This is a genomic window from Aeromonas sp. BIGb0445 (genome assembly GCF_024809075.1).
Taxonomy (GTDB): Bacteria; Pseudomonadota; Gammaproteobacteria; order Enterobacterales; family Aeromonadaceae; genus Aeromonas; species Aeromonas rivuli.
The window spans coordinates 365,417-386,316 of the sequence record NZ_JANUES010000002.1; the positions used below are offsets into that span (position 1 = coordinate 365,417).

The following is a 20,900-nucleotide window of genomic DNA, read 5'->3' on the forward strand; positions in this document are numbered from 1 at the left end:
TGTTATGAATGAGCCCTTGTTGCAAGAACCCCTGCTGCGTTGCCAGGGGCTCAATCACGTCTATCAAGAGGGGGAGCTGGAGACCCAGGTGCTCAAGGGGATCGATCTCTGCGTCGCCCCCGGCGAGATGCTGGCCGTGGTGGGCAGCTCGGGCTCGGGCAAGACCACCTTGCTGCACCTGATGGGCGCCCTTGACAACCCGTCGAGCGGCTCAGTGCAGTTCAAGGGGCAGGATATTCATCACTGGGACAGTCGTACCCAGGCGAAATTCCGCAATCAGGAGCTGGGCTTCGTCTACCAGTTCCACCACCTGCTTGCCGAGTTCACGGCCCTGGAGAACGCCGCCATGCCGCTGCTCATCGCCGGTGAATCCGTTGCCACGGCCAGTGACAAGGCGAGCAAGATGCTGGCCCGGGTCGGGCTCTCCCATCGTCTGCATCACAGACCCTCCGAGCTGTCGGGTGGTGAGCGCCAACGGGTGGCTATCGCCCGTGCCCTGGTCAATGAGCCCAGCCTGGTGTTGGCGGATGAGCCGACCGGCAACCTGGATCACGCCAGTGCCACCGCCGTCTATGAGCTCTTGTGCGAGTTGAACCGCGAACTCGGCACCGCCTTTGTGGTGGTGACCCATGATCTCAGCCTGGCGGCCAAGTTGCACCGCCGGGTGGATCTGGTGAACGGCGTCATGGCGGAGGTCGCCTGATGTTCAAGCCGCTGCCCCTGTTTCTGGGCCTGCGCTACAGTCGCTCCCGCCGTCGCAACGGTTTTATTGCCTTTATCTCCGCCTCGTCGCTCATCGGCATCGCCCTGGGGGTGATGGCGCTCATCCTGGGGCTCTCTGCCATGAACGGCTTCGAGCGTGAGCTCAAAGACCGGGTACTGGCCGTCATTCCCCATGGGGAGCTGGATGCGGTGGAGACACCGCTGCCCGACTGGCCCAGGCTGCGCGATTATCTGCTGGCTCAGCCCGGCATCGAGGCCGCAGCCCCGGTCATTCGCCTCAACGGCCTGCTCGAACATGGCAGCGCCCTCAAGGGGGTGCAGCTGCGCGCCGTGCTGCCCGAGCTCGAAGCCAATCTCTCCGATGCGGGCAACTTCATGACAGGGCGGGGTTTTCGCGAACTCAAGGCCGGTGAGCGTGGGGTCATCCTCGGCAAGACCATCGCGGACAAGCTGGGGGTCGGCATCGGCGATCAGGTGGCCATCTTGCTGCCCCAGGGCGGCGACGCCGCCGGCATCAAGAACCCGAGGCGCGAAGCGTTGCACGTGGTCGGCCTGCTCGAACTCGGCGGTCAGCTCGACGGCCTGCTCGGCTTCATGCACCTCAATGATGCCCAGGCCATCTCCGGCATGGGCACGAACGTAGAGGGCTTCAGCCTCAAGGTGGATGATGTGCTCAAGGCGCAGTCCATCACGGTGGCGGCGGCCCAGCGTTTCCCCCATCACGTCTATATCCGCAGCTGGATGAACAGCCAGGGCTATCTCTATCAGGACATCCAGATGGTGCGCACCGTCATGTATGTGGTGATGTTGATGGTGGTGGCGGTGGCCTGTTTCAATATCGTCTCCACCCTGGTGATGGCGGTGAACGAGAAGCGCAGCGAGATTGCCATCCTCAAGACCATGGGGGCGAGCCCGGGCCAGATCCGGCTCACCTTCGTCATCCAGGGCATGGTGAACGGGGTGCTGGGGGCGCTGTTGGGGGCGCTGCTGGGTGGCCTGCTGTCGAGCAAGCTGACCCAGATCCTGAGTGCCATCGAGGGGGTGATCGGCCATCGCTTCCTCAACCCCGATATCTATTTCATCGATTTTCTGCCCACCGAGCTGCATTGGCAGGACATGGCCATCGTCACCGGGGCGGCCATCTTGATGAGCCTGTTGGCGACCCTCTATCCCGCCTGGCGGGCGAGCGCTCTGGTGCCGTCCCGGGAGCTGGGGCACTGATAGAACGATACGTGATGAACCGCGTTGCTCGCGAATAGCAATGACGGAAATGAAGAAGGGCCTGGCAGGGCCCTTCTTCTATTTGCAGCGCAGGCGGGTCAGTGGCCGCTGAGTTCATCGAGGGGGAGGGAGAAGCTGGGCACGAACACATCGATAAAGTAGCGCATGGCTGGGCTCATGCGCTGCTCAAGCATCTGTTCCAGGCGTTTTCTGGCGGGCTCAAATTCCCGGTTGCCGGCGTTGATCTCCTCCAGGCACTTGGTATAGGCACAGAGGGTATCGGCATCCTTGACCAGCCGACCGAGCGCACTGTCCTGGGCGGCGGAATCGAGCAGGGGACGAAAATCCTCGACCAGTTCGGGGGGTAAGAGAGCCAGCAGTCTCTGCTCGGCGGCCAGCTCTATCTTCTTGTATTCCTTGGCTATCTGCGGGTTGAAGTACTTGACTGGCGTGGGCAGGTCCCCGGTCAACACCTCGCTGCTGTCGTGATAGAGCGCCATCACGGCGGCGCTGTTGGCATCGAACTGACCGTCGAACAGGCGGTTATGGATGAGCCCCAGCGCATGGGCCACCATGGCGACCTGCAAGCTGTGCTCGGCGATGTTCTCCGGCTGTATGTTGCGCATCAAGGGCCAGCGATAGATGAGTTTCATGCGGGAGAGATTGGCAAAGAAGTGGCTGGGCAGCATGGATGACCTCGAGCTATGGCAATAAAAAAGGGCAGACCTTAGTCTGCCCTTTTTTTACCCCGCAGGCATCGCCTGCATGGTGATTCTTCATCAGCGAATATAACGACCGGATTCCGCTTCCTGGTTGGTGACCACCATCTGGCCTATGGGGGCCAGGGCAATCAGTGCCAGCTTCAGATGCTGTATGCCAAAGGGAATGCCGATGATGGTCACGAAGCAAGCCAGCGCCGAGGCGATGTGGCCGATGGCGAGCCAGATGCCGATCACCAGGAACCAGATGATGTTGCCAATGAGGCCGAGCGTCCCGGTGCCTATGTCTCCCTGGCCCATCATGCTCTTGCGGCTCACGGCCTGCTTGCCGAAGGGGAAGAAGGTAAAGGTGCCGATCACGAAGCAGGAGCGGCCCCAAGGAATGCCGATGAGCGAGATAAAACAGATCAATCCCGCCAGCCACCAGGCCAGTCCCATGATGACACCACCGAGCAAGAACCACAGCAGGTTGAACACAACGCGAAAAAAGCCCATCAGTTTGACTCCAAATCCAGATTGGCTGCCACCATAGCCGCGCGGGGCGGGGGACGCAATATGTGAATAGGCGCCTCGCCATAGTGAACGGTCAATTAGAGTCGCAGCCTGTGGCGCAGCGGGGGCATTTTCGTTCGATTTATCGAAGAAAAAGTGAGCCAGTGCAAATTCTTGCACCCTTTACCCTTGAAGTTGGCCCCAGCTTGCCCCATATCCACCACAGAATTGCACTCATTGCCGCATCAGGGGCAGGGATGTGGGGCTCTGCGGCTCGACGTGACCAAAGTGCGCCGCTATAATGTCGCGTCATATTTTCTCATCACAAAGACAGTCGTTGTCTTTATAAACAGGAAGACTCCGGGTCTCGACCCAGGGGCAATAAAGGGTCAGCACACAGTGCTGAGTTGAACGAGGTAAAAGAATGCAAGTTTCTGTAGAGACAACCCAAGGTCTGGAACGCCGTCTTACCATCACTGTACCGGCTGCCGCTGTTGATGCCGCCGTGCGTAAAGAATTGAATGGCCTGGCCAAGACTCGTCGCATCGACGGTTTCCGTCCTGGCAAGGCTCCGGTAGCCATCATCAAGAAGATGTTCGGTGCCATGGCTCATGCCCGCGTTGCCGATGAGATGATGCAGAACAACTTCATCAAAGCCATCATCGAGAGCAAATTGAGCCCGGCCGGTGCCCCGACCATGGATCCGAAAGAGATCAAGGAAGGCGAAGATTTCGAATTCACCGCCACCTTCGAAGTCTATCCGGAATTCGAAGTTGCCGGTCTGGAAGCCATCAAGGTTGAGAAGCCGGTTGCCTCCGTCAAGGACGCCGACTTGGCCAACATGATCGAGACCCTGCGCAAGCAGCACGCCACCTGGGCTGACGTTGACGCAGCGGCCGCCAGCGGCATGCGTGTCACCATGGACTTCGTCGGTTCCATCGACGGTGAAGAGTTCGACGGTGGCAAGGCTGAAGGCTTCACCCTGGAGCTGGGCGCTGGCCGCATGATCCCTGGCTTCGAAGACGCCATCCTTGGCAAGAAAGCGGGCGACGAGTTCACCATCGAGGTGACTTTCCCGGCTGACTACCACGCTGAAAACCTCAAAGGCAAGGCGGCCAAGTTTGCCTCCAAGCTTAACAAGGTTGAAGAGCAGGTGCTGCCTGAGCTGACTGAAGAGTTCGTCAAGCGTTTCGGTATCGAAAGCGGTTCCGTGGACGACCTGAAAGCCGAAGTGCGTAAAAACATGGAACGCGAACTGACTCAAGCCCTGAAAAACAGCGTGAAAGAGCAAGTGCTGAACGGCCTGGTTGAAGCCAACCAGATCGATCTGCCTAAAGCAGCTGTCGAGCAAGAGATCGATGCCCTGCGTGAGCAGGCACTGAAGCGTTTCGGTGGTTTCCAGGGTGGTCAAGCGCCCGAGCTGCCGGCTGAGCTGTTCCAGGCTCAGGCTGAGCGCCGCGTGCGCGTCGGTCTGCTGCTGGGTGATGTCATCCGCACCAACGAGATCAAGGCTGATGACGCACGCGTTACCGCACTGATCGAGTCCATGGCCACCGCCTACGAAGATCCGAAGGAAGTGATCGAGTACTACCAGAAGAATGAGCAGATGCTGAATGGCGTTCGCAACCTGGCAGTAGAAGATCAAGCCATCGACCTGATCCTCTCCAAGGCGCAAGTGACCGAAAAAGAAGTGGCCTTTGACGACGTGATCAACAAGTCTGGCGCCGCTGCCTAAGAAGATTTGACTTAAGGTCAACACTGTTAAGTATAATGGCTCGTGTGATGTCCACTCGGGCCATTTTATTTTAGGGACAATGCCTTATGTACAAAAACTATAACGACGTGACAGATTCTCCCCGCAATGCCCTGATCCCCATGGTGGTCGAGCAGACTGCCAAGGGCGAGCGTTCGTATGATATCTACTCCCGTCTGCTCAAGGAGCGGGTCATCTTCCTGACCGGTCCGGTTGAAGATCACATGGCCAATCTGGTCGTGGCCCAGCTCTTGTTTCTCGAGTCCGAGAGCCCGGATAAAGACATCTCCATCTATATCAACTCTCCAGGCGGCGCGGTGACGGCAGGCATGTCTATCTATGACACCATGCAGTTCATCAAGCCGGATGTGAGCACCGTCTGTATGGGGCAAGCCTGCTCCATGGGCGCCTTCCTGCTGGCGGGTGGTGCCAAGGGCAAGCGTTTCTGCCTGCCCAATGCCCGGGTGATGATCCATCAACCGCTGGGCGGTTTCCAGGGCCAGGCATCGGACATCCAGATCCATGCCCAGGAGATCCTCAAGATCAAGAATACCCTGAACGAGCGGTTGGCTTTCCACACCGGCCAGGACATGGCGACCATAGAGCGTGACACCGACCGTGACAATTTCATGTCGGCAGAGCAGGCAATGGCCTATGGCCTGGTGGATGGCGTGTTTAACCAGCGCGCCTAAAGCAGGGTACACCGGTCTGTTGTAAACTCAGCAGACTGATCATCCTCTATTGATACAACGAGGTTGCTGAATGACAGAGAAACGCAAGGGTGAAGGTGACAAGCTGCTCTACTGCTCTTTTTGCGGCAAAAGCCAGCATGAAGTGCGCAAGCTGATCGCTGGCCCTTCCGTCTACGTTTGCGATGAGTGCGTCGAGCTGTGCAATGACATCATCCGTGAAGAGATCCGTGAGATCTCTCCCAAGCGTGATGGCGATGCCCTGCCGACCCCTCACGAAATTCGTGCGCACCTGGATGACTATGTCATCGGTCAGGAGTATGCCAAGAAGGTATTGGCGGTTGCCGTCTACAACCATTACAAGCGTCTGCGTAATAGCGGCGATGGCAGTGGTGTCGAGCTCGGCAAGTCCAACATCCTGCTGATTGGCCCGACCGGTAGCGGCAAGACCCTGCTGGCCGAGACCCTGGCCCGCCTGCTGGATGTGCCTTTCACCATGGCCGATGCCACCACACTGACCGAAGCCGGTTATGTGGGGGAGGACGTGGAGAACATCATCCAGAAGCTGCTGCAAAAGTGCGACTATGACGTGGAGAAGGCCCAGCGTGGCATCGTCTACATCGACGAGATCGACAAGATCTCCCGCAAGTCGGACAACCCCTCCATCACCCGCGACGTGTCCGGGGAAGGGGTACAGCAGGCCCTGCTCAAGCTGATCGAAGGCACCGTTGCCTCTGTTCCGCCGCAAGGGGGTCGCAAGCATCCGCAGCAGGAGTTCCTGCAGGTTGATACCTCCAAGATCCTCTTCATCTGTGGCGGCGCCTTTGCCGGTCTGGACAAGGTGATCGAGCAGCGCTCCCACAAGGGCGCGGGTATCGGCTTTGGCGCCGAGGTCAAATCCAAGGATGCCAAGGCTTCCTTGAGCGAGACCTTTGCCAAGGTGGAGCCGGAAGATCTGATCAAGTACGGTCTCATCCCCGAGTTCATCGGCCGTCTGCCGGTGGTGGCGACCCTGACCGAACTGGATGAAGCGGCCCTGATCCAGATCCTCAAAGAGCCGAAGAACGCGCTGACCAAACAGTACGCGGCCCTGTTCGATCTGGAAGGGGTGGAACTGGAGTTTCGTGACGATGCCTTGAACGCCATTGCGCGCAAGGCAATGGAGCGTAAAACCGGTGCCCGGGGTCTGCGGTCTATCGTCGAAGCCGTGTTGCTCGATACCATGTATGACTTGCCCTCCCTGGACGGGATCAGCAAGGTGGTGATCGACGAGACGGTGATCAAGGGGGATTCTGCGCCCCTGATGATCTACGAAAATAACGATACCCAGGCGGCTGCATCAGAGTAACAGACTGATTTTTAATCAGATGAAAGGGGCATTTAGCCCCTTTCTTGCTTTTTACGGCCAAGGCGATTGAATCTCATCTTTACGCCCCCATATACTCAGCCAAGCGCTTTGCCAACGGTATAACAAGCCGAGAGGACATATATGAACCTAGAGCGTTCAGAACGCATCAAGATTCCCGTCCTGCCTCTTCGTGACGTGGTGGTTTACCCCCACATGGTCATTCCACTCTTCGTGGGGCGGGAAAAATCCATTCGCTGTCTTGAAGCGGCCATGGAGCAAGACAAGAAAGTCCTGCTCATAGCCCAGAAAGATGCGTCAACCGATGAGCCAACCGTCGAGGAGATCTTCTCGGTCGGGACTGTGGCCAACATATTGCAGATGCTCAAGCTGCCGGACGGTACCGTCAAGGTACTGGTCGAAGGCGGCCAGCGTGCGCGTCTCGAACAGATGATCGATGATCAGGACTTCTTCGTGGGGGAGGCCGAATACATCGCTTCCACGCCTATCGAAGAGCAGGATCAGGAAGTGCTGGTGCGCTCCGCCATCGGTCAGTTCGAAGGCTACATCAAGCTCAACAAGAAGATCCCGCCCGAGGTGCTCACCTCGATCTCGGCGATCGACGATGCGGCGCGCCTGGCCGATACCATGGCGGCCCACATGCCGCTCAAGCTGGAAGACAAGCAGAAGGTGCTGGAAATCGCCTCTGTGTCCGAGCGCATCGAGTTTCTGATGGCCATGATGGAGTCGGAGATTGACCTGTTGCAGGTCGAGAAACGCATCCGCTCCCGGGTCAAGAAGCAGATGGAAAAGAGCCAGCGCGAGTACTATCTGAACGAGCAGATGAAGGCCATCCAGAAAGAACTGGGTGAGCTGGAAGACTCGCCGGATGAGTTCGAGGCGCTCAGTCGCAAGATTGAAGAGGCGGGCATGCCTGCCGATGCCCATGACAAGGCTCAGGCTGAACTTGCCAAGCTGAGAATGATGTCGCCGATGTCGGCCGAAGCCACCGTAGTGCGCAGTTATGTGGACTGGATGGTGCAGGTGCCCTGGCGTACCCGTTCCAAGGTCAAGAAAGACCTTGGCAAGGCGCAAGAGGTGCTGGATGCGGATCATTATGGCCTGGAGAAGGTCAAGGATCGCATCCTCGAATATCTGGCGGTACAGGCGAGAGTCAACAAGCTCAAGGGTCCCATCCTTTGCCTGGTTGGGCCTCCCGGTGTGGGCAAGACCTCGCTCGGTCAATCCATTGCCAGGGCGACCGGCCGCAAATATGTGCGCATGGCGCTGGGCGGCGTGCGAGACGAGGCCGAGATCCGCGGTCACCGTCGCACCTATATCGGCTCCATGCCCGGCAAGCTCATCCAGAAGATGGCGAAAGTCGGCGTGAAGAACCCGCTGTTCCTGCTCGATGAAATCGACAAGATGAGCTCGGACATGCGCGGTGATCCCGCTTCCGCCTTGCTGGAAGTGCTGGATCCCGAGCAGAACAACAGCTTCAACGATCACTATCTGGAAGTGGATTATGACCTGTCGGACGTGATGTTCGTGGCCACCTCCAACTCCATGAACATCCCGGGGCCCTTGCTGGATCGGATGGAAGTGATCCGTCTGTCCGGTTACACCGAGGATGAGAAGCTCAACATTGCCAAGCAGCATCTGGTGGCCAAGCAGATCCAGCGCAATGGCTTGAAACCGGCGGAGATCACCATAGAGGATTCCGCGCTGGTCGGTGTCATTCGCTACTATACCCGCGAAGCCGGGGTACGTAGCCTGGAGCGCGAGATCTCCAAGATCTGCCGCAAGGCGGTCAAACGCATCCTGCTGGACAAGAGCATCAAGCATATTCTGGTCAATCAGGACAACCTCAAGGAGTACCTGGGGGTGCAGCGTTTCGATTACGGCAAGGCCGCCGATCAGAACCAGATTGGTCAGGTATGTGGTCTGGCATGGACCGAAGTGGGCGGCGATCTGCTCACCATCGAAACCACCAATGTGCCAGGCAAGGGCAAGCTCACTTACACAGGTTCCCTGGGTGATGTGATGCAAGAGTCCATCCAGGCCGCCATGACGGTGGTGCGGGCTCGCGCCGAGAAGTTGCGTATCAACGCCGACTTCCACGAGAAGCGCGATATCCATGTGCACGTACCCGAGGGGGCAACCCCGAAAGATGGTCCGAGCGCCGGTATCGCCATGTGCACGGCGCTGGTTTCCAGCCTGACCGGCAACCCGGTCCGCGCCGACGTGGCCATGACGGGGGAGATCACCCTGCGCGGCGAAGTGCTGCCCATCGGTGGCCTCAAAGAGAAGCTGCTGGCAGCCCATCGCGGCGGCATCAAGCGGGTGCTGATCCCGAAAGATAACGAACGAGACCTGGAAGAGATCCCGGCCAACGTCAAACAAGATCTTGAAATCTATCCGGTTCGCTGGATTGATGAGGTGTTGGAACTGGCGTTGCAGGACAATCCACAGGGTTTCGAACGCGTTTCTGTCATATAAAAGTTGATGCGCCGCAAACTTGGCGCACGTGCTCGGGGGTTAAGGCTTGCAAGCGCCGGATAACGGCAGTAGCCTTGACCCCCGATCCGGTACTCATGATCAGTCGCAATGCGTGATGTGGCGCGGGTTTGCGCCATATTGTCACTTGCAACTGGCCAGGAGGCTTGCTATAAAACCTCCACTTGTTGTGGCCAGGGAAATCACTGCCGCAGCGATGTTCGATAAAAGGGGAATATAAGAGTGAATAAATCTCAACTGATTGACAAAATTGCAGACGGCGCTGATATCTCCAAAGCCGCCGCTGGCCGTGCGCTGGATGCTTTCATTGATGCCGTAGGCGAAGCCCTGAAAGAGGGTGACCAGGTTGCTCTGGTTGGTTTCGGTACTTTCGCTGTCCGTGAGCGTGCTGCCCGTTCTGGCCGCAACCCGCAAACTGGTGCGACCATCGAGATCGCTGCAGGCAAAGTGCCTGCTTTCAAGGCCGGTAAGGCTCTGAAAGACGCTGTAAACTGAGTCGGTTGCTGATCCTGTCGGCTCCGTCCTTGGTCGCAGACCAGACAAAGTTAGAGGGCTCTCCCTCATACTGATTGACCAAGGCGCATCGCAATCGGTGCGCCTTTTCATTATTCATGCCCATCGAGTTCGGGAGCATAAGTACACACATGATGTTGGACAAACTACGCGAAGGCGCGCAGGGCACGGTCGCCAAGGTAATCCTGGGCCTGATCATCCTCTCCTTCGCCTTGGCCGGGGTAGGCAGCTACCTCAATGGCCCTGCTCGTACCGCACCCGCTATCGTCAACGGGACTGAAATCAGCCAGCAGGCGCTGGAAAATGCCTATCGCAACGAGCGGGCCCGCATGGAATCCCAGATGGGAGAAGCCTTCAGCCAGCTGGCCGCCAACCCTGACTACATGAAACAGTTCCGCCGCAGCGTGCTTGATCGCCTGATCGATCAGGCGCTGGTCGATACCAAGGCCCATGAGCTGGGTTTGCGAGTCAGTGACGAACAGATCAAGCAGGCCATCGTCGCCATGCCGGAATTTGCCAAAGAGGGCAAGTTCGATAACGACCTCTATCTGCAACTCATCCGCCGCGCCAACATGACGCCCGAGATGTTCCGCGACTCCCTGCGCCAGGACATGGTACGCCAGCAACTGGTCGGCGCCTTGTTGGGCACTGAATTCGCCCTCAAGAGTGAAGCCGAGCAGCTCGACAAACTCTATAACCAGACCCGGGATCTGCGTCTGGTGCGCCTGGCCGCCGACAAGTATCTGGGCGAGGTCAAGGTGAGCGATGAAGAGGTGGCACAGTTCTACAAGAGCAACAGCAACCGCTTCATGAGCGATGAGAAGGTCAAGGTCGATTATCTGCTGCTCGATGCCGCCAGCTTGAGTAAAGAGATCAAGGTGACCGAGCAGGAAGCCAAGGATTACTACGATCAGCATCAGGACTTGTTCCAGCGTGCCGAGCGTCGCCATGTGGCTCATATCCTGATCCCCCTTGGCAAGGATGAGAAAGCCGCCGAGCAGAAAGCCGCGGGCTTGCTGACCGAGCTCAAGGGCGGGGCCGATTTTGCAGCCCTGGCCAAGGCCAACTCCTCTGACACCTTCTCCGCCAAACAGGGCGGCGAACTGGATTGGTTCGAGAAAGGCGTCATGGATCCGGCCTTCGAGCAAGCCGCCTTCGCCCTGAACAAGGCAGGGGATCTCTCCAACCTGGTCAAGAGCCCGTTTGGCTTCCACATCATCAAGCTGCTGGGCGTGCAAGCCGCACAGACCAAGCCGTTTGACGATGTGATGAGCGACACCATCACTCGTCTGCAGGCAGACAAGTCGAAGGAGCAGTTCTTCAATCTGCAGCAGAAGATGGCCGATACCAGCTTCGAGAACCCGGACTCGCTGGACATGACAGCCGATGCCCTGGGTCTCAAGGTGCAGTCGGTTGACTACTTCAGCCAGGCCGATGCCCCGGCGCCGCTCAATGATGGCAAGGCGCTCAATGCCGCCTTCTCCGAACAGCTGCGCGAGGAGAACACCAACTCGGACGTGATCGAGCTGGCCGATGGCAAAGCGCTGGTGCTGCATGTGACCGGTCATCAGCCCAAGGCTGCCAAGCCGCTGGCCGAGGTGAAGGATCTGGTCGTTGCTGCCATCACCCACGACAAGGCGAGCGAGATTGCCCGTGGCAAGGCCCAGGGTCTGCTCGAGCAGATCAAGGCCGGGGAAGAGATCAGTGCCAAACTGACGGCGCTGGGTTTGAAGTCTGAAACCCACAAGGGTGTCGCCCGTTTCGCTCAGGATCTGGATCAGAACCTGCTGGCCGATGCCTTCCGTCTGCCCCATCCGACCGACGGCAAGCCGAGTGTGGATCTGGTGACCGAGGCCAATGGTGACCGTGTCATCGTTGCTCTGGACCAGGTCAACGTACCTGCCGAGGCGTCCCAGATGCTGACCATGCTGCAAGGGCAGCTCGGTCAGGGCAAGGCGCAGGCGAGCTACAAGTCTCTGGTCGATGGGCTGCGCAAGTCCGCCAAGATTGAGTACTTCACTGATGTGGAGTCTGCGGTAGAGTAATCACCCGCCTCGGACAACATGAAAAGGGCCCGCAATAGCGGGCCCTTTTTTATGCTGACAGATACTGCGGGGCAGAACCAAAAAAGGGAGCCTGATAGCGGATCAGGCTCCCTTTTGACAGGTTGTGACGGGGGTTAGACTGCCTGGTATTCCAGCTCGACCTTGCCCAGGGCCTTGAGCACCGATCTGGCCGCATCTTGCTGGCTGATCTGGCCCTTGCTGTTCTCCACCAGGACGGCCCGGCGCACCTCAGCGAGATCGGCGCCATTGAGCACCGCATGGGCGCAGGCCATCTGCATGGGGGGCAGACTGGGGTTGAAGGCGGCGTTCTCGGCATAGCGACCACAGAAGATGCGTCCGTCATTGAACTCCAGTGCGACGGCGGCGTAGCCCTGGCTGTAGGGAGCATAACTCTGGCGGGCGGCGGTCAGGGCGGCGAGCACCAGGGCATCGTCACTGCAGAGGGACAGATCATGATGCTGGGGGCTCATCAGGGCATCGCTGATCTCGAGATCTGCCGGGCCGAAGGAGTGGGGCAGGAAGGCCTGCAGGGTGCTGATGGCATCGGGCAGGGAAACTTTCATCTCCTTGGCGGTGCTCAGCTCGTTCATGAACTGGCGGCAGTGGCCGCAGGGGGTGTAGTTGACCGTGATCTCGCTGATCCCGGTCTCGCCACCTAACCAGGCATTGGAGATGGCAGACTGCTCGGCGTGGACCGAGTGGAACAGCCCTTGCCCTGCAAACTCCATGTTGGCACCCAGATACCAGTGACCGCTGAGGCCACAGGCGATGGCGCCGACGAAGAAGCGGGAGATGGGAGCCACCGAACAGGCGGCGGCCAGCGGCAACAGGGCCAGGCGCAGCTCGCGCTCGGCCAGCTGGCTGGCTGCTAATAACTGCTGGATCTGCGCCGGGCTGAAGCTGGCGGTAAAGTCATCCCCAAGCATGGGGGTCACGGCGTCTCTCAGAGAGGTCGGCAGCTGGTCGAGTATCTTGGCAAAGCGGGGATGCATCTATCTGTCCTCATGGGCCAATTGGGAGGACATTGTAGGGAGTGGTTGAGGTCATTTGTGTGAACTAACTCACAGCTTGCTCGTGCTGCCAGGGTTACGGGGAAGGGGAAACGTTTGCTTTGCCAGTGGTTTGTCGGCGGCCAGGGTTAACGTGCCTCTAAAGCGTGCTAAGAGTGGGGCAGACAAGTCTGGACAGAATGACGGGGGGAGAGCCGCCGCGACTCATTGGGGGTTATGGAACAGCGATGGCGGCCTGGCAAGCCGCCATCAGATTTAAGGGATCAGCCAGTGATAGAGGGCGAACAGCAGCGGCGCCACGGCGGCAGTCAGAATGCCGCACATCACCATGGCGAGGGAGGCGAAGGCACCCTGGCTAATGCCCTGCTCGGCGGATGCGGCGGTGCCGATGGCATGGGCGCAGGCCCCCATGGCGAGTCCCTGAGCCTCGGGATCCGTAACGCGCAGCAGTTTGAGCAGGGGATAGCCGATGAGGGCACCTATGATGCCGACCACCACCACCACGGCGGCGGCGATGGCCGGTATGCCCCCCAAGGATTGGCTGACGCTCATGGCCAGGGGGGTGGTGATCGATTTGGTGGCCAGCGACGCCAGCAGGGCCGGCTCTGCCCCCATGCAGTAACCGATCCCTAAGGTGGTACACACCGAGATCAAGACCGAGGCCAGGGTGCAGATCAGAATGGGCTTGAGCCTGGCCTGGATCTGGCGTGCCTGTTGATAGAGCGGCAGGGCAAGGGCCACCACGGCGGGCTCGAGCAGGGCCGTGATGGGGCGGGTGCCTTGCTGATAGTCGCTGAAGGGGAGGTCGAATCCGAGGATGATCCCCATGATCACCAGGGTCGGGATCAGCACAGGGTTGATGATGGGCCAGGGCAGACGGCGATAGAGGACCCGGGTCAGAAAGTAGAGCGCGAGGGTCAGGGGCAGGGCCAGCCAGATCATGAGTCCACCCCCTGTTTGATTTTTTGATTCATCTGTCGATTCATGTGCTGATAGAGGCGTCCCACCACGGCCAGGATCAGCACGATGCCAACCACGACGCACAGCAAGATAAGTTCGATGGACTGACTCAGTGGCGCTAGCCAGGCGACCAGACCGACGGCCACGGGCACGAACAGGACGCCCATATGACGCAGCAGCAGGCCGGCACCCTGCTCGACCCAGCCTAGTTTGACGATTTGCAGGGAGAGCAGCACGAACAGGATCAGCAGCCCCAGTATGCTGCCGGGGAAGGCGAAGGGCAGCAGGGCCGCCAGGGCTTTGCCTGTCAGCAGGCAGGCGATGATGACCATGAAGTCGCGAAGGTAGATCAAGGCGCGTTGGGCTAGCACTTGAGCCTCATTGGATAGCTGTGAGCGAGGTCGCAGTTTAGCAGAGTGCAGGGGCCGCAGGACAGGGCCAACTGACCCACTTATGGTACAAGCAGGGTTGGGCTCTCACGCCGCGCATGCTGAACGACCTTTGGCGCAGCACCATGAGTGCCACTCCCTGCACTTATCCAAGGAAACCGCCATGTCATCATCACTCCTCGCCCGGTTACGGGCGCTGCCCGCGGATCTGGCCCAATCCGACAGCATGCTGCAGACCCGGCAGTGGGAGGGGCCCCTGTGCCGGGTACGGCTGGACAACCTGGGGCCTGAGCCTGCGGCAGTCGATGAGTGGCTGTTGTTTGATGGCTCCCTCGGCATCTCGCTGGATGCGGCCATCTATGGTGAGGGGTTCCAGATGCTGGCCCAGACGATGGGTCGCTGGCAGTCGCCCGAGCCGGTGGGGCGCTGCCCGGATGCCGATGTCTATCGCATCACCCAGGATGACGGCTTTCACACCATTCATAATCTCTTGCTGGTTGCCCATCCCGAGGGGTGGCTGCTGCTGGCCTTTACCAGCTGCATGCAATTTGGTGGCGAATTTCGCCTCTACCCCGACGGTCGCCTGCAGATCTTGATGCGGGCCGAGGGGCGGGCGCTGGGGCCCGGCCAGCATTGGCAGAGTGAGGGGCTGCTCTGCCTGACGGGGCCGGATCGCGAACGGCTGCTGGTGGAGCTGGCCGACAGGATCTGCGCCGAGCATGGCACCCTGGTTTCGCCGATGCAGGCGCGGCCAACGGGTTGGTGCTCCTGGTATCACTACTACAGCGAGGTGGGTGCCGAGGACATCCGCGAGAACCTGGCGGTGCGGGGCGCGCGCTTCCCTGCGTTGAAATACGTGCAGATCGACGACGGCTATCAGGCCCGGATGGGAGACTGGCTGACACCTTCTGCCAAGTTCGAACAAGGGGTTGCCACCCTGGCGGCAGAGATCCGCGCCAGCGGCTGTGAGCCGGCGCTCTGGGTCGCCCCTTTTATCGCCGAGCCAGGCTCCCGGGTGTTTCAAGAGCACCCTGAGTGGTTCGTGCAAGGAGAGGATGGGCGACCGCTCCCTGCCGAGCGGGTGACCTATGGCGGCTGGCGTTGTACCCCCTGGTATGTACTCGATGGCACTCATCCCGAGGTACAGGCTCATCTCCAGCACCTCTTTCGCACCCTGCGCGAGCAGTGGGGGATCCAGTACTTCAAGCTGGATGCCAACTTCTGGGGGGCCATTCATGGCGGCCGTTTCTTTGACCAGGCCGCGACCCGCATCCAGGCCTATCGCCGTGGCATGACGGCCATACTGGCGGGTGCCGGGGAGGGAGCCTTCCTGCTTGGCTGCAATGCGCCGCTGTGGCCGAGCCTGGGGCTGGTGCATGGCATGCGGGTGGGCGATGACGTGGAGCGCAGTGGTCACCGTTTTCGCCAGATAGCCAGGGAGAGCTTCTGCCGTGGCTGGCAAAATGACAGGTTGTGGGCACTGGATCCCGACTGCGTCTGTCTGCGGGATCTGCCGGGGCAGCAGGCAAAGCCCCATGACTATGAATTCCACCTGGCGGCCCTGGTGGCCAGCGGTGGCCTGGTGCTGGCTGGCGACCGGTTACAGGATCTTGACCAGCAACAAGCGGCAGCCCTGCAAAAACTGTTGGCGCTGAGCGCGATGCGCGCCCCCGGCGCTTGCTTCGACACCATGGCATTTCGCCGCGGCTGGGTCGCCTTGCCCGGGGGAGGCAGGTTGCTCTGTCTGTTCAACTGGCGCGATAAGCCAGAGAGGGTGACTGTGCCGGCAGGGGGCGTGGATTTCTGGCAAGCGAGCGGGGTGGATGAGAGGCTTATTCTGGAGGCCGGTCAGGGGAGAGTGATCCGCTACACCTGAACCCGCGCCAGGATGACATCAGGCTCCCGTGGGAGCCTGATTGCTGAGCGGTATTCGACTCAGTAGCGCCACTCGATGCCGAGGGCGTAGTTGGCTTGACCGTAACCGGGGATCTGATTGGTGGAGGCGAGGGCCTTGACGGTGAGCATGGGGCTGAGCGGGACACCCAGACCCATGCCAACGGCCATCTGATCGTTCGGGTTGCCTATCATATCTGCCCGCAGCATGCGATAGAGAGACATGTCCTGGCTCATGTGCACATAACTTTGAGAGGCGAGGTTATAGAGCTGGCCAAACACTTCCAGCTGAAAACCGGCCTGGGGGGTGATGGCCAGGGGCACCCCGACAAACTTGTAGAGATCCGAATAGTTGAAGTAACTGTTGGTGATGGAGGGCGTGAAGTTGGTCTGCTGGTAGAGGGAGCTGAAACTCTGCTGTATCAACTGATAGCTCTGGCGTGGCAGCTGCAACAGGTATTCGGGCACCTCGAAGCGAGGGGCTGCGAAGACGGTGGGCGTCAGCAGTGTCAGGCCAAACAGGCTGGCAATAAGCAGGTTAGCGCGCATCTTGTTATGGGGTATCCCTCTGGCTGGATCTGGTTGCCCTGTCATCAAGGCCTGTTGCCATTATGGCGTGAGCAGGACTGTGCGACAGGGCTTTAACTGTGAAACTAGTCACAAGTTACAGATTTTCAAGGTAATGGTAGAGGGACTTCAGGATGATAAAGTTCCGTTCGTTACCCTGATTCTGCTCCGCCAGTGCCTCTAGCCTGGGCAGATAGTCCGGCAGTTGGGATTCAAAATAGTCGCTACAATGCTGGCGCCAGCGTTTAAGTTCAGGCTCGCTCAGGGTCTGTGGCCAGTTACGGGCGCGATAGCGGAACAACAACTCGGGCAGGCGCTTGTCGCTGAAGGCAAACTCCCGTTCCCCAAGTAGCTCCGGGGCCGTGGCGCGCACCATGTCCATGGCCGCTTTGTCACCCTGACCGAAAAAACCGGCGTAGAGCTGGGTGTCGGGGTCGTGGTCGTGGCTCCCCTCAAACTCCTGATTGAAGACCTCGACCAGCTTCTCGCGCACTTGTGGGTGAGCACGCAGCAGGTCAAGGCTCTTGCGACACTGTTCCCTGTCAATCCCCAGTGCGTCGGCCCGCTCCGGAGTCAGGGTGGCCGCGGGGGCCAGCACCGGGCACTTGTTGATGTGTACCAGCTTGACCGGAATGCCTGCCAACTCTCCCAGCTCATCCTTGCGGGTATAGAGCCGTTCGCGGATCTCCTCGCTGCTGAGTGTGATGAGCGGGGTGGGATCCCGGGTCAAATCGACCATGATGACGGCGTTCTGGTTATGGGGATGCCACGCCAGGGGGGATACCCAGCTCACGCAGCCCTGCCAGGGGGAAAACATGCCCGAGACGTGCACCAGGGGTTTCATGGTGACCAGATCGAGGAGCGCCTTCACCTTGTTCTTGTTGCGCAGGGCAAACAGGTAATCGAACAGCTTGGGCTGCGCCTCCTTCACCTTCTTGGTCATGGCGATGGTGGCCAGCACATCCGAAAGGGCATCGTGAGCATTGGCATGGCTGATGCCATTGGCTTCGGTCAGCTTCTCCAGGCGAAAACTCGGTTTGCCCTCCTCATCGAAGGCCCACTCAATCCCTTCTGGCCGCAGCGCGTAGCAGGCGCGCAGCATGTCGAGAATGTCCCAGCGAGAGTTGCCGTTTTGCCAGGCATAGGCGTAAGGGTCATAGAAGTTGCGATACAGGGTGTAGCGCGTCACCTCGTCATCGAAACGGATGCTGTTGTAGCCGAGAATGCAGGTGTCCGGCTTGGCGAATTCGGCGTGAATTTGGGCGATGAAGTCCGCCTCGCACAGGCCATCTTTCATCGCCTTTTGCGGCGTGATCCCCGTGATGAGGCAGGCTTCCGGGCTTGGCAGGTAATCGGCAGGCGGTTTGCAGTAGATGACCAGGGGATCGCCAATCAGATTGAAATCCGCATCGGTGCGCACTCCGGCAAATTGCGCCGGTCGATCCCGGGCCGGGCTTATCCCGAATGTCTCGTAATCGTGGAAGTAAAATGTTGGCTGTGTCATGGGTCTCTACTGGTGCTGCACGGTGAAACATGGCCCCTGAGGCCTTGGGCCGCCAATGCTGGCACAGATGGGGAACCCACTGCAACGCTGGCGGGGCAAGGGGAGGGCGTCTGCTGCATTATTGGTCGCCGTTCTCTCTCATTCGAGACGCTGATTGCCATTCGACTATGGTTTACTATAAGTTGAAATATCAAATCGATAGGGTGTGTTCAGGCTCGGAGGAAACCGCATGATCGGAGGAAACCGCATGATCGGAGGAAACCGCATGATGAGCAGAGTCGCACGCAGGGGGGCTGTGGGCGGGACACGGCCGCAGGCAAGGAGCGAGCCAGGGGCACCAGGAGCAGGAGATGAGCATCATGCTCAGTGACGAGAGCGGCCGCGCGCGCACGGTCGCGGTGCAGTGTTTGGCCAGGGCCTTGGCAAGACTGCCTCAGATGAACACCGGGGGCGGGCCCCTCGCGACGCGGGGCAAGGAGGACGATGGGCACCTCTTGCTCAAGACTCGCAGCGCTGGCCCTGTGCCTGGCAAGCACCCCTGCCATCGTCAGATTGGGCGGCAAATGACTCAGCGCGAGACCCAATAGCATGGTGCGCGGCAAGTTTGCCTCCCTGGCCCTGATCCTGGTGGCCTTTCTCGGGGTCACTATCTGGTCGGCCTGGAGCAATGATCGCGCCTTCACCCTGCTGGTGCGCTACACCCAGCTCTCTGCCTGGTCGTTGGCCCAGCTGGAGTTTGAAATGCAGAGCTTCCAGGAAGGGGTCACCCTCTACCAGAGCGGGGATCTGGATGAGCGCGAGCTGAACAAGCGTTACGATCTGGCCTGGAATCGGCTGGAGATTTTTCTCAATGGGGACGAATCGAGTACCATCCGCCAGCACTTTGACGCACAAAGCAAGGTGGGGCGCATCTTCACGCTGATCAAGGCCCATGAGCAGGATGTGCTGGATCCCCATCCGGGGTCTGCGGGCCTTGATAAGCTGGCATTGGGACTCAAGGAGATGATGCCGGACATTCGCGGCCTCATGGTGGAGAACTTCACCGGCCCGAGCGCCATTCGTCAGCGAGTCTCATTATTGCAATCCAAGCAGAGCAATTTCTGGTTGCTGAGCGGCCTGTTGCTGGTGGGCCTGGTGATGCTCTACATGCTTTTCCGGGAAACCCGCCGCCATCAATTCCTGGCCTGGAATGATCCTCTTACTCGATTGCCCAATCGCGCCGCCTTTATCCGGGAGCTGGAGCAGGCGGCGCGGCGCGATGTCAATCAGGAGCGCCCGCTGACGCTCTGCCTGCTCGAACTCAATCACTTCAAGGAGGTCAATGACAGCCTGGGTTATGCGGCGGGGGATGCCCTGCTGATGACGGTGGCCCGGGCCATCGAGGAGTTCGTCGCAGGCAGGGCCTTCGTGGCGCGCATTGGCGGTGACGAGTTTGCCCTGTCGTACTTCGGTGAACAGGAGCCGGATTACCCGGATCGCCTGCTGGCTCACCTGCAGCAACTGGTGTTTCAGGCCGATCCGGCCCACAGAGTCAAGGTGAGCATGGGGATCAGCCAGGGCCTGACTGCCAGCCACCAGGTTGAAGAGATCATGCTGTTTGCCGACATTGCACTGGACAATGCCCGCCAGCAAGGGGTCCGCAGCCAGCTGTTCAATCAGGCCATGCTGAGCCGTTATGAGCGCAGCCGTCAACTCGCGGCCGAGTTGCGTGATCATCTGGATGGGGATGGGAGTGATCAACTCAGTCTCTACTATCAACCCATCATCAAGCGGGAGGGGCGTCACCTGCTCGGCGCCGAGGCCCTGCTTCGCTGGCAACATCCTCAATACGGCTTCATCAGCCCGCCGGACATCATCAGCCTGGCCGAAGACAATGGCCTGGGAGAGCGCCTCGGCGACTGGATCTTCAATCAGGTCAGCCAGGACTTGGCACCACTGCCGCCCAGCAAGATGATGAAGCTGGAGATCTCCATCAACCTTTCCAGCTCCATGTTCAATGAGGAGTTGCCCTCGCGGGTGGCGCGCATGCTGCTGACGAGTCCACTGTGTGCCGATCAGTTGATTTTGGAGTTGACCGAAACCATAGCCCTGGACGATCTCGAGCTCAGCCAGCGTATTCTGACCGCTTTGCAGCAGCTGACGGTGCGCATTGCCCTCGATGATTTTGGCACCGGCTGGTCCTCCTTTGCCTACCTCAAAGAGCTCAACTTCAACAAGATCAAGATAGACAAGTCCTTCATATGCGATATCGACAGCCACGCCCGCCAACAGCTGTTCGTCAGCAGCATCACGGATCTGGCCCACAAGCTGGCGGTGCCCGTGGTGGCCGAAGGGGTGGAGACGGCGGCTGAGCTGGCGGTGGTCTACGATCTCGGCGTCGATGAGATCCAGGGGTTCTTCTACGCCAAGCCGATGCCCGCTGCCGATTTTCGTGCCTTCTGCCAACGCTACCTTGCCCATCAACCCCACGCTGTCTCACTCATGGGCTGACGCCCGTCCCTGCCTCGGGTATAGTCCTGCGCCAGGAAACGCCTTGAGG

The 20,900-nt window shown here is 59.6% G+C and carries 16 protein-coding genes and 1 pseudogene; 10 read left to right on the forward strand and 7 right to left on the reverse strand.

Features of this window, described 5'->3' with window-relative positions:
- Positions 1–4 precede the first annotated feature (4 nt).
- Together lolD and lolE are read left to right on the forward strand one after the other, a co-directional pair.
- Positions 5–703, forward strand: coding sequence for a lipoprotein-releasing ABC transporter ATP-binding protein LolD (lolD, locus tag M2367_RS05305; protein WP_042043120.1), 699 nt, complete (start codon positions 5–7; stop codon positions 701–703).
- Entirely contained in the window at positions 703–1,944 is a 1,242-nt protein-coding gene (gene lolE / locus M2367_RS05310; RefSeq protein WP_224430535.1) for a lipoprotein-releasing ABC transporter permease subunit LolE, read from the forward strand. The genes lolD and lolE overlap by 1 nt, the downstream gene beginning before the upstream one ends.
- A gap of 98 nt (positions 1,945–2,042) precedes the next feature.
- Here lolE and yfbR read toward each other — a convergent pair whose 3' ends face one another.
- Together yfbR and M2367_RS05320 are read right to left on the reverse strand one after the other, a co-directional pair.
- Complete coding sequence (gene yfbR / locus M2367_RS05315) at positions 2,043–2,633, reverse strand: 5'-deoxynucleotidase (RefSeq protein WP_042043124.1); 591 nt, start codon at positions 2,631–2,633, stop codon at positions 2,043–2,045.
- 90 nt (positions 2,634–2,723) lie between these two features.
- Positions 2,724–3,158, reverse strand: coding sequence for a YccF domain-containing protein (locus tag M2367_RS05320; protein WP_042043125.1), 435 nt, complete (start codon positions 3,156–3,158; stop codon positions 2,724–2,726).
- Between the two features lie 460 nt (positions 3,159–3,618).
- Here M2367_RS05320 and tig point away from each other — a divergent pair.
- The 6 genes and pseudogenes from tig to ppiD form a co-directional block, all read left to right on the forward strand.
- Positions 3,619–4,890, forward strand: a pseudogene (tig, locus tag M2367_RS05325) (trigger factor); the annotation flags it as partial.
- Positions 4,891–4,976: 86 nt separating this feature from the next.
- Positions 4,977–5,600, forward strand: coding sequence for an ATP-dependent Clp endopeptidase proteolytic subunit ClpP (gene clpP / locus M2367_RS05330; protein WP_042043127.1), 624 nt, complete (start codon positions 4,977–4,979; stop codon positions 5,598–5,600).
- 70 nt (positions 5,601–5,670) lie between these two features.
- Entirely contained in the window at positions 5,671–6,945 is a 1,275-nt protein-coding gene (gene clpX, locus M2367_RS05335) for an ATP-dependent protease ATP-binding subunit ClpX (protein ID WP_042043128.1), read from the forward strand.
- A 141-nt stretch (positions 6,946–7,086) separates the two neighbouring features.
- The gene (gene lon / locus M2367_RS05340) at positions 7,087–9,441 is read left to right on the forward strand and encodes an endopeptidase La (protein WP_259236053.1); all 2,355 of its coding nucleotides are present in this window, start codon (positions 7,087–7,089) and stop codon (positions 9,439–9,441) included.
- Positions 9,442–9,681: 240 nt separating this feature from the next.
- Positions 9,682–9,954: a nucleoid-associated protein HU-beta gene (gene hupB, locus M2367_RS05345; RefSeq protein ID WP_005315375.1), complete on the forward strand. Its 273-nt coding sequence runs from the start codon at positions 9,682–9,684 to the stop codon at positions 9,952–9,954.
- 149 nt (positions 9,955–10,103) lie between these two features.
- Positions 10,104–12,017 carry a peptidylprolyl isomerase gene (gene ppiD, locus M2367_RS05350; protein WP_259236054.1) on the forward strand — a complete coding sequence of 638 codons (1,914 nt, stop codon included), beginning with the start codon at positions 10,104–10,106 and terminating at the stop codon, positions 12,015–12,017.
- A 134-nt stretch (positions 12,018–12,151) separates the two neighbouring features.
- Here ppiD and cdd read toward each other — a convergent pair whose 3' ends face one another.
- From cdd to M2367_RS05365, 3 genes are all read right to left on the reverse strand, one after another.
- Positions 12,152–13,030, reverse strand: coding sequence for a cytidine deaminase (gene cdd, locus M2367_RS05355; protein WP_224430532.1), 879 nt, complete (start codon positions 13,028–13,030; stop codon positions 12,152–12,154).
- A gap of 273 nt (positions 13,031–13,303) precedes the next feature.
- Positions 13,304–13,990: an LrgB family protein gene (locus tag M2367_RS05360; RefSeq protein ID WP_224430531.1), complete on the reverse strand. Its 687-nt coding sequence runs from the start codon at positions 13,988–13,990 to the stop codon at positions 13,304–13,306.
- Positions 13,987–14,379: a CidA/LrgA family protein gene (locus M2367_RS05365; RefSeq protein WP_042043133.1), complete on the reverse strand. Its 393-nt coding sequence runs from the start codon at positions 14,377–14,379 to the stop codon at positions 13,987–13,989. The genes M2367_RS05360 and M2367_RS05365 overlap by 4 nt, the downstream gene beginning before the upstream one ends.
- A 181-nt stretch (positions 14,380–14,560) precedes the next feature.
- Here M2367_RS05365 and M2367_RS05370 point away from each other — a divergent pair, with 181 nt between their 5' ends.
- Positions 14,561–16,273 carry a glycoside hydrolase family 36 protein gene (locus tag M2367_RS05370; RefSeq protein WP_259236055.1) on the forward strand — a complete coding sequence of 571 codons (1,713 nt, stop codon included), beginning with the start codon at positions 14,561–14,563 and terminating at the stop codon, positions 16,271–16,273.
- A gap of 59 nt (positions 16,274–16,332) precedes the next feature.
- Here M2367_RS05370 and M2367_RS05375 read toward each other — a convergent pair whose 3' ends face one another.
- Positions 16,333–16,839: a hypothetical protein gene (locus tag M2367_RS05375; RefSeq protein ID WP_259236056.1), complete on the reverse strand. Its 507-nt coding sequence runs from the start codon at positions 16,837–16,839 to the stop codon at positions 16,333–16,335.
- A 115-nt stretch (positions 16,840–16,954) separates the two neighbouring features.
- Positions 16,955–18,361 carry an exodeoxyribonuclease I gene (gene sbcB, locus M2367_RS05380; protein WP_259236057.1) on the reverse strand — a complete coding sequence of 469 codons (1,407 nt, stop codon included), beginning with the start codon at positions 18,359–18,361 and terminating at the stop codon, positions 16,955–16,957.
- A gap of 588 nt (positions 18,362–18,949) precedes the next feature.
- On the opposite strand from sbcB, the gene M2367_RS05385 reads away from it, so the two are divergent.
- Positions 18,950–20,851, forward strand: a complete 1,902-nt coding sequence (locus tag M2367_RS05385; RefSeq protein WP_259236058.1) for a bifunctional diguanylate cyclase/phosphodiesterase — start codon at positions 18,950–18,952, stop codon at positions 20,849–20,851.
- The last annotated feature ends 49 nt before the right edge of the window (positions 20,852–20,900 follow it).